Below are 7,508 nucleotides of genomic sequence, written 5' to 3' on the forward strand. Positions count from 1 at the left end.
GCCGCCTATGCCGACGGCGCGCCGGACGCGCGGGCCGAGGGCACGCTCATCGCCGCCGCGCTGGATGCCGCCCTGGCGCGGGTGAGGGAGGGCGCGTGAGCCGCCTGCGCCCGCCCGGCGACATGGTTACGTCCGTCAGCGGCCACGGGTGAACGAGGCAGGGCATCGCGGGACCGCAAGCCCGGATGCGTCCAGCGACCGACGCGCGGCGGATCGTTGCCGTGATGTCAGTTGTTGCGGGACGCAAAGAAGCCCTCTAGCGTCGTGCGCAAAGATGGCCGGGGGGAAATCAACGTGGGCATACGCAAGGGTCGCAGATCGTATCGCCTGTACGACGGGACGCACACCGTAACGGCTCCCGCCACCCCGCGCAGGCGGCCGGCCGGTCTGTTCGGCGCGACGCTGCTGGCCGCTGCCGCGCTGGGCATCGCGCCGACGCAGGCACGCATCACCAAGATCGTCATCGACAGCAGCACCCCCTACACCAACCCGGCCACCACGATGGCGTATACCGCCATCCTCGGGCGCGCCTTCGGCACGCTCGATCCGAAAGACCGGCACAACGCGATCATCCAGGACATCGAACTGGCGCCGCGCGACAGCAACGGGCAGGTCGCGTATGTCACCGTGTTCCAGGTGCTGGTGCCGGCCACGCCGAACGGGCGACTGTGGTACGACGTGCCCAATCGCGGCGGCAACGCGATTCCCGGTGCGGCCTTCGACACCGGCGCGGTCTATGTGCAGAGTGGCTGGCAGGGCGACATCCTCGGCCTCGGCTGCGCGACGGGCTATCCCTGCGTCGACCTGAACACGACGCCCGCGACGCAGGTCGTCGGCGCCAGCAACGCGGCGCAATACGTGTTGCAGGTGCCGGTGGCGCAAAAGGCCGACAAGACGCCGATCACCGGGCCGGTCTATACGCATGTGGCACTGGGTACAAGCGGAACGACCGGGCGGCTGGTCATCTTCGTCAACAACGCGCCGTATCTGCCGGCGACCCTCGATACCAGCCAGGCGACGCTGTGGAGCGTGAGCCGGCAATCGGTGACGGGGCTGCGGAACGTCGACCGGCAGCTCGTGCCGTCGGGCCAGTGGTCGTATGACTGCAACGGACAGCCGGCGCCCGGCAGCAAGCTGACGCCGTTCTATGTCTGCTACACCGGCGCGGCCGGCGGGTTCGATCCCGATCGCCTGTACGAGCTGGTCTATCCGGCGAAAGACCCGCTCGTGCTGGGCATCGGTTACGCGGCGACGCGTGATCTGCTGTCGTTCCTGCATCATGCCTCGACCGACAGCGTGGGCACCGCCAACCCGGTCGCCGGCATGGTCAAGCAGGTGCTGGAATACGGCGTCTCGCAGTCGGGCGCCTTCATCCGGACGACGATCCATCTCGGCTTCAACCAGGACGAGGATGACCGGCAGGTCGCCGACGGGGCGTGGCCGCATATCGACGGGCGGCAGCTGTTCATGAACGTGCGCTTCGCGCTGCCCGACGTCATCACCAACCTGTACATGATGGCGGACGAGGCGCCGGTGTGGTGGGCGGACTACCCCGACCCGGTGCGGCATCATCGGCCGTTCGGCATACTGACGCGCTGCAGCCTGACCGGTACCTGTCCGCAGATCCTGGAGACGTTCGGCTCCGACGAGTTGTACGAAGAGAAGATGTCGCCCGATCTGGTCGGCACGACGGCGCAGGGCGATATCCCGCTGCCGCCGAACGTGCATCGTTACTACTTCCCCTCCACCACGCATGGCGGCGGCAGCGACGCGGCGGCGTTCACTTGGTCGCCCCCGCCCACCGCGCCGGTCACGCCGTCGCCGACGAGTTGCGCGTATCCGGGCAACCCGAATCCTGAATCCGACCAGATGGCGGCGCTGCAGGCGGACTTCATCGCCTTTCTGACGGACGGCACGCCGATGCCGCCGGACGCCTATCCGCGGCTCGCCAACCGCACGCTGGTCGCGCCGACACGCCACGCCACGCGCTTTCCCGACATCCCCGGCTATCCCTATGGCGGCGCCGGCATCGACCATCCGGAGGCATTCGATTTCGGCCCGCGCGTCAACTACTACGACCAGACCGGCATCATCACGATCGAGCCGCCGGAGATCCTCGCCGTGGAGCCGGAACCCGTCCCGCCGGTCAACGCGGACGGCAACGAGACCGTGGGCGTGCCGTCGGTGACGTTGCAGGTCCCGCTCGGCACCTACAGCGGCTGGAATCTCTACAGCGGCGGCCCGTATCAGGGGCAGCAATGCAGCCTGAGCGGCTCGTTCTGGCCGTTCCAGGAAACCATCGCCGCGCAGCAGGCGGCGGATGATCCGCGCCCGTCGCTGGAGCAGCGCTATGGCACGCATGCGGGCTATGTCTGCGCCGTGACCCGGGCGGCGGCCGAGGCGGTGGAGCGGCGCTTCCTGCTGCCCGCAGACGCGCAGACGCTGATCACGGACGCCGCCGGCAGCAACGTGCTGACCGGCCTCGTGCCGACGGCGATCGATCAGGGCGTGGGGAACAGGCTATGTGCTGCCGAGGGGCGGTGAGCGCGTGTCGTCGTCGTTGGTCCGGGACGTGGTCTTGAGCGGTGTCGGCGTGGGCATGATGAGAAGCTACTGAGGGCCAGTTAGAAAAGCTTTCAGCTTGTCCAGTCTCTGCTTAATTATTGTGTTGTATTGACCAATCGTTATGCGATCCTGATACAGATCGGTGATGTCCTTTTGTGGATCTGGGTTGATCTCTGACAGAATCGCGGAGAGCTGCGGAGCTAGCAAGTCAATCTTGCTTCTGCATTGTTGCCTAAGGGGACCGAGCGCACTTACTGCCGGGCGTTGCGTTGCATCGAGATGCCGGGGATCGCTTTGCATCTCTAGCGATGGGCTTTCAGCGATGGCCACCACGCCGCGAATTGGAGCAAGCCTCGCGTCACTATAGAGACTTTTGCAATAGGTTAGGGCTTCGACCAGGGAGGTCCTTCTCTCCGATGATGAGGTCGGATTAGGGACGCAGGCAGAAAGCGCTGTGTAACATGTGAGACTTGGCGCGAGTATTGGTCCGTGTGATCGGTAGTTACCGGTGACGACAATACCATCTCTGAAAGTGAGATTGACTACGCATGAATCCTGACTGACGTTCGTGTTTGCAACGGCAAAAGTGTTACCGCCGCTCGCGAACGTCGAAGCATGGACCGCGCCATATATCGCATAGACCCAGACTTCCGTTGAATCAGCCTGTGCCTCTGACGTTGGTGGCCCCAGGCAACTCAGAACACGGGCTTTGCTGAGGCCAACCATTCCATTGATTTGGTCGGCAACTTTCGCCGACTGGATTGGCCCACATGCTGACGCCATAATAACAAGCGACATAACTACACGTCGCATGCTTCAATTCCTGTGCGTTTATTCGTAATGGATCGTATGCAAGCAAGTCTGGGATGGCAAGAACTCGCCGTTATCGCAGGCGCCGAACGACGGCTTACCTTACGGGGCGGCCCATCACCCCGAAAAAAACCGGTTCCCCGGCCGCTCCAGCCCCAGGTTCTCCCGCAGCGTCCGCCCCTCGTACTCCCGCCGGAACAGGCCGCGCCGTTGCAGTTCCGGCACCACGTGGTCCACGAAATCATCGAGCCCGCCGGGCATGGTCGGGAAGATCACGTTGAAGCCGTCGCAGGCGTCGGTGACCAGCCATTCCTCCATCGTGTCGGCGATCGTCGCCGGCGTGCCGACCATCTTCAGCCCGCCATAGCCGCCGGCGATGCGGGCGAGGTCGCGGACCGTCAGCCCCTCGCGCCGCGCGCGGTCGATCATCTGCTGGCGGCCGCTGCGGCTCGCGTTGGTCTCCGGGATCTCGGGCAGCGGTGCGTCGAGGTCGAAGGCATAGGCATCGGTGCCGAGCATCACGGACAGCGAGGCGAGCCCGCTGTCGGGATGCACCAGCGCGTCGAGGCGGGCGAGCTTCGCCTCGGCCTCGGCGCGGGTCTCGCCCACCACGACGAAGGCGCCGGGCAGGATCTTCATCGCGTCGCGGTCGCGGCCGAGGCGCGCCATCCGGCCCTTCACGTCGGCATACATCGCGCGCGCGTCCTCGATCCGCGACGGGGCGGAGAACACCGCCTCCGCCGTCTCGGCGGCGAGCTGGCGGCCGGCGTCCGACGCGCCCGCCTGCACGATCACCGGCCAGCCCTGCACGGGGCGGGCGATGTTGAGCGGGCCGCGCACCGAGAAATGCGGCCCCTTGTGGTTCAGCACGTGCAGCCGGTCGGGGTCGAAATAGACGCCGCTGTCGACGTCGGCGATGAAGGCGTCGTCCGCCCAGCTGTCCCACAGCCCGGTCACCACGTCGAAGAACTCGCGCGCGCGGTCGTAGCGCTCGCCGTGCTCGACATGCGCCTCCAGCCCGAAATTGAGCGCCGCGTCCGGGTTCGACGTGGTGACGACGTTCCAGCCCGCGCGCCCGTCGCTGATGTGATCGAGGGACGCGAACTTGCGCGCGATGTGGTACGGGTCGTTGTAGGTGGTGGAGGCGGTCGCGATCAGGCCGATCCGCTCCGTCACCATCGCCAGCGCGGGCAGCAGGGTCAGCGGGTCGAACGAGGTGGAGGTGGCGCTGCGCTTCAGCGCCGCCATCGGCATGTTGAGCACCGCGAGGTGGTCGGCCGTGAAGAACGCATCGAAGCGCCCGCGCTCCAGCGTCTGCGCGAAGCGGGCGAGGTGGCGGACGTTGAAATTGGCGTCCGGCCAGCTCGCCGGGTCGCGCCACCAGGCGGTATGCAGGCTGACCGGGCGCATGAAGGCGCCGAGGCGCAGCATCCGCCGCTCGCCCGCCGCCCGCGTGACCCCCATTGCACTCAGTCCCGCAGCTGCTGCGCGAGGCGGCGGGCCATCAGCCACCCCGGCACGCCCGACAGCGGCGCCCCCGGCAGCATGATCAGCCAGCCGAGCGGCTGTCCGTTCACGATCAGGTCCATCCCGATGCCGAGCATCAGGCCGCCCAGCAGCCCGCCGGTCACGCCGGCCGCGATGCCGAGCCAGAGCACGTCCGCTTTCTGGATCATCCGGCCGAGGTGGCGCACCGGCGGTGCTTTGGCAAGCCGTCCGGTTTGACAACCGGGGACCGGCCGCCTATTGGCTGGCGCACTGCCGGGAACGAGGACGGCGCCGAGGGCGAACACGCCCCGCGCGACCGCGCCCGCCGCACGCCCCGACCAACGGCGCGCGGCCTACCGGTGCAACAAGTCCCGCATGCGGGCCGCAAGAAGAAAGGACACGCGCAATGACCAAGCGCGTCGAGAGCAAGTACAAGATCAACCGCCGTCTGGGCGTGAATCTGTGGGGTCGGCCGAAGTCGCCGATCAACAAGCGCGAATACGGCCCCGGCCAGCACGGCCAGCGCCGCAAGAACAAGCCGAGCGATTTCGGCGTTCAGCTGATGGCCAAGCAGAAGCTCAAGGGCTACTACGGCAACATCAGCGAAAAGCAGTTCCGCAAGTATTACGAGGAAGCTGTCCGCCGCAAGGGCGATACTTCCGAGAACCTGATCGAGCTGCTGGAGCGCCGGCTGGACGCCGCGGTCTATCGTCTCAAGTTCGCGATCACCCCGTTCGCCGCGCGGCAGCTGGTCAACCACGGCCATATCCTGGTGAACGGCCGGAAGGTGAACATTCCGTCCTATCTGCTGCGTGACGGCGACGCGATCGAGGTCAAGGACAAGTCGAAGCAGCTGGCGGTCGTGCTGGACGCGGCGCAGAGCGGCGAGCGCGACGTGCCCGAGTACCTGGAAGTCGATCACCGGGCGATGAAGGGCCGCTTCACCCGCGCGCCGAAGCTGTCGGACGTGCCGTATCCGGTGCAGATGGAGCCGAACCTCGTCGTCGAGTTCTACTCGCGCTGAGCGGGGCGCCGGCGCGCCGATGGAGCACGCTGCGGACTACGCCGCGGAAATCGCGCGCCGGCGCACCTTCGCCATCATCTCGCACCCGGACGCCGGCAAGACGACGCTGACCGAGCGTCTGCTGCGCGCCGGCGGGGCGATCCAGATGGCGGGGCAGGTGCGCGCCAAGGGCGAGCGCCGCCGCACCCGGTCCGACTGGATGACGATCGAGCGCGAGCGCGGCATCTCCGTCGTCACCTCGGTGATGACGTTCGAGCATGCGGGCTGCGTGTTCAACCTGCTGGATACGCCCGGCCACGAGGATTTCAGCGAGGACACCTATCGCACGCTGACCGCCGTCGATTCGGCGGTGATGGTGATCGACGCCGCCAAGGGGATCGAGGCGCGCACGCGCAAGCTGTTCGAGATCTGCCGGCTGCGCGACATCCCGATCCTGACCTTCGTCAACAAGATGGACCGCGAGAGCCAGGACCCGTTCGCGCTGCTCGACGAGGTGGCGGGCGCGCTGGCGCTGGATACCGCGCCGATGACGTGGCCGGTGGGGCGCGCGCGCGACTTCGTCGGCACCTATGACCTGCATGCCCGCACGATGAACCTGACCGAGGAGGTCGCGCAGTCCGATCCGCGCATGGCGGCGCTGGGTGAGGAGATCGACCTGGTGCGGGCGGCGCTGCCGGAGTTCGACCGGGCGGCGTTCATGCAGGGCAGCCTGACGCCGGTGTATTTCGGCTCGGCGATCCGCGAGATCGGCGTGCTCGACCTGCTGGACGCGCTCGCCGCCTTCGGCCCGCGCCCGCGCGCGCAGCCGGCCGATCTGCGGACGGTGGAGGCGACGGAGCCGGCGCTGACGGCGCTGGTGTTCAAGATCCAGGCGAACATGGACCCCAACCACCGCGACCGCATCGCCTTTGCCCGGGTCTGTTCCGGCCGGCTGGTGCGGGGGATGCGGCTGAAGCAGGTGCGGACCGGCAAGCAGATCCCGCTGCACGCGCCGCAGTTCTTCTTCGCCCGCGACCGCGAGCTGGCGGAGGAGGCGTATGCCGGCGACGTGGTCGGCATCCCCAATCACGGCACGCTGCGCATCGGCGACACGCTGACCGAGGGTGAGGAGGTCAATTTCGGCGGCGTGCCGTCCTTCGCCCCGGAGATCCTACGCCGCGTGCGGCTCGACGACGCCATGAAGGCCAAGAAGCTGCGGCAGGCGCTGCAGGAGCTGGCGGAGGAGGGGGTGGTGCAGATCTTCCGCCCGCAGGACGGCGCGCCGCCGCTGGTGGGCGTGGTGGGCAGCCTTCAGCTAGACGTGCTGGTGGCACGGCTGCGGGCCGAATACGGCGTCGCCATCGGCTATGACAGCGTGCCCTATACGGTCGCGCGCTGGGTCACGTCCGACGACCGCGCGGCGCTGGAGACCTTCGTCGCCGCCAACCGCAGCAGCCTGGCGGACGACCTCGACGGCGCGCCGGTGTTCCTGGCCAGCAGCGCGTTCATGATGCGCCGGACCGAGGAACAGAGTCCCCGGCTGACGTTCCGCGACATCAAGGACGTCCACGCCGCGCGCGTCGCGGCGTAGCGGGCCGCTAGTTCAGCTTGCTCGCGGGTGTCGCCTTGCGCGCGGGCTTGC

Annotated in this window: 5 protein-coding genes; 3 read left to right on the forward strand and 2 right to left on the reverse strand. The window is 67.6% G+C overall.

The features are described 5' to 3' along the window. The first annotated feature begins 294 nt into the window (after window positions 1-294). A complete protein-coding gene (locus B8460_RS06330; protein ID WP_158322731.1) occupies window positions 295-2,544 on the forward strand; it encodes an alpha/beta hydrolase domain-containing protein in 2,250 nt (749 codons plus the stop codon). Between the two features lie 948 nt (window positions 2,545-3,492). Here B8460_RS06330 and B8460_RS06335 read toward each other — a convergent pair. Next, a complete protein-coding gene (locus B8460_RS06335; RefSeq protein WP_048860739.1) occupies window positions 3,493-4,839 on the reverse strand; it encodes an LLM class flavin-dependent oxidoreductase in 1,347 nt (448 codons plus the stop codon). Window positions 4,840-4,844: 5 nt separating this feature from the next. Beyond that, a complete protein-coding gene (locus tag B8460_RS06340) occupies window positions 4,845-5,051 on the reverse strand; it encodes a hypothetical protein (protein WP_048860740.1) in 207 nt (68 codons plus the stop codon). A 218-nt stretch (window positions 5,052-5,269) separates the two neighbouring features. Here B8460_RS06340 and rpsD point away from each other — a divergent pair, with 218 nt between their 5' ends. Both rpsD and B8460_RS06350 read left to right on the forward strand, forming a co-directional pair. Next, the gene (gene rpsD / locus B8460_RS06345; RefSeq protein ID WP_048860741.1) at window positions 5,270-5,887 is read left to right on the forward strand and encodes a 30S ribosomal protein S4; all 618 of its coding nucleotides are present in this window, start codon (window positions 5,270-5,272) and stop codon (window positions 5,885-5,887) included. Window positions 5,888-5,906: 19 nt separating this feature from the next. Continuing rightward, complete coding sequence (locus B8460_RS06350) at window positions 5,907-7,457, forward strand: peptide chain release factor 3 (protein ID WP_048860742.1); 1,551 nt, start codon at window positions 5,907-5,909, stop codon at window positions 7,455-7,457. Window positions 7,458-7,508: the final 51 nt, after the last annotated feature.

This window comes from Acidisphaera rubrifaciens HS-AP3 (assembly GCF_000964365.1).
GTDB classification, from domain to species: domain Bacteria; phylum Pseudomonadota; class Alphaproteobacteria; order Acetobacterales; family Acetobacteraceae; genus Acidisphaera; species Acidisphaera rubrifaciens.

Bases quoted from the DNA above. Each gene is read 5' to 3' on its own strand.
- B8460_RS06335 (WP_048860739.1), bottom strand. From the start codon at position 4,839: ATGGGGGTCACGCGGGCGGCGGGCGAGCGGCGGATGCTGCGCCTCGGC.
- B8460_RS06340 (WP_048860740.1), bottom strand. From the start codon at position 5,051: ATGATCCAGAAAGCGGACGTGCTCTGGCTCGGCATCGCGGCCGGCGTG.
- rpsD (WP_048860741.1), top strand. From the start codon at position 5,270: ATGACCAAGCGCGTCGAGAGCAAGTACAAGATCAACCGCCGTCTGGGC.
- B8460_RS06350 (WP_048860742.1), top strand. From the start codon at position 5,907: ATGGAGCACGCTGCGGACTACGCCGCGGAAATCGCGCGCCGGCGCACC.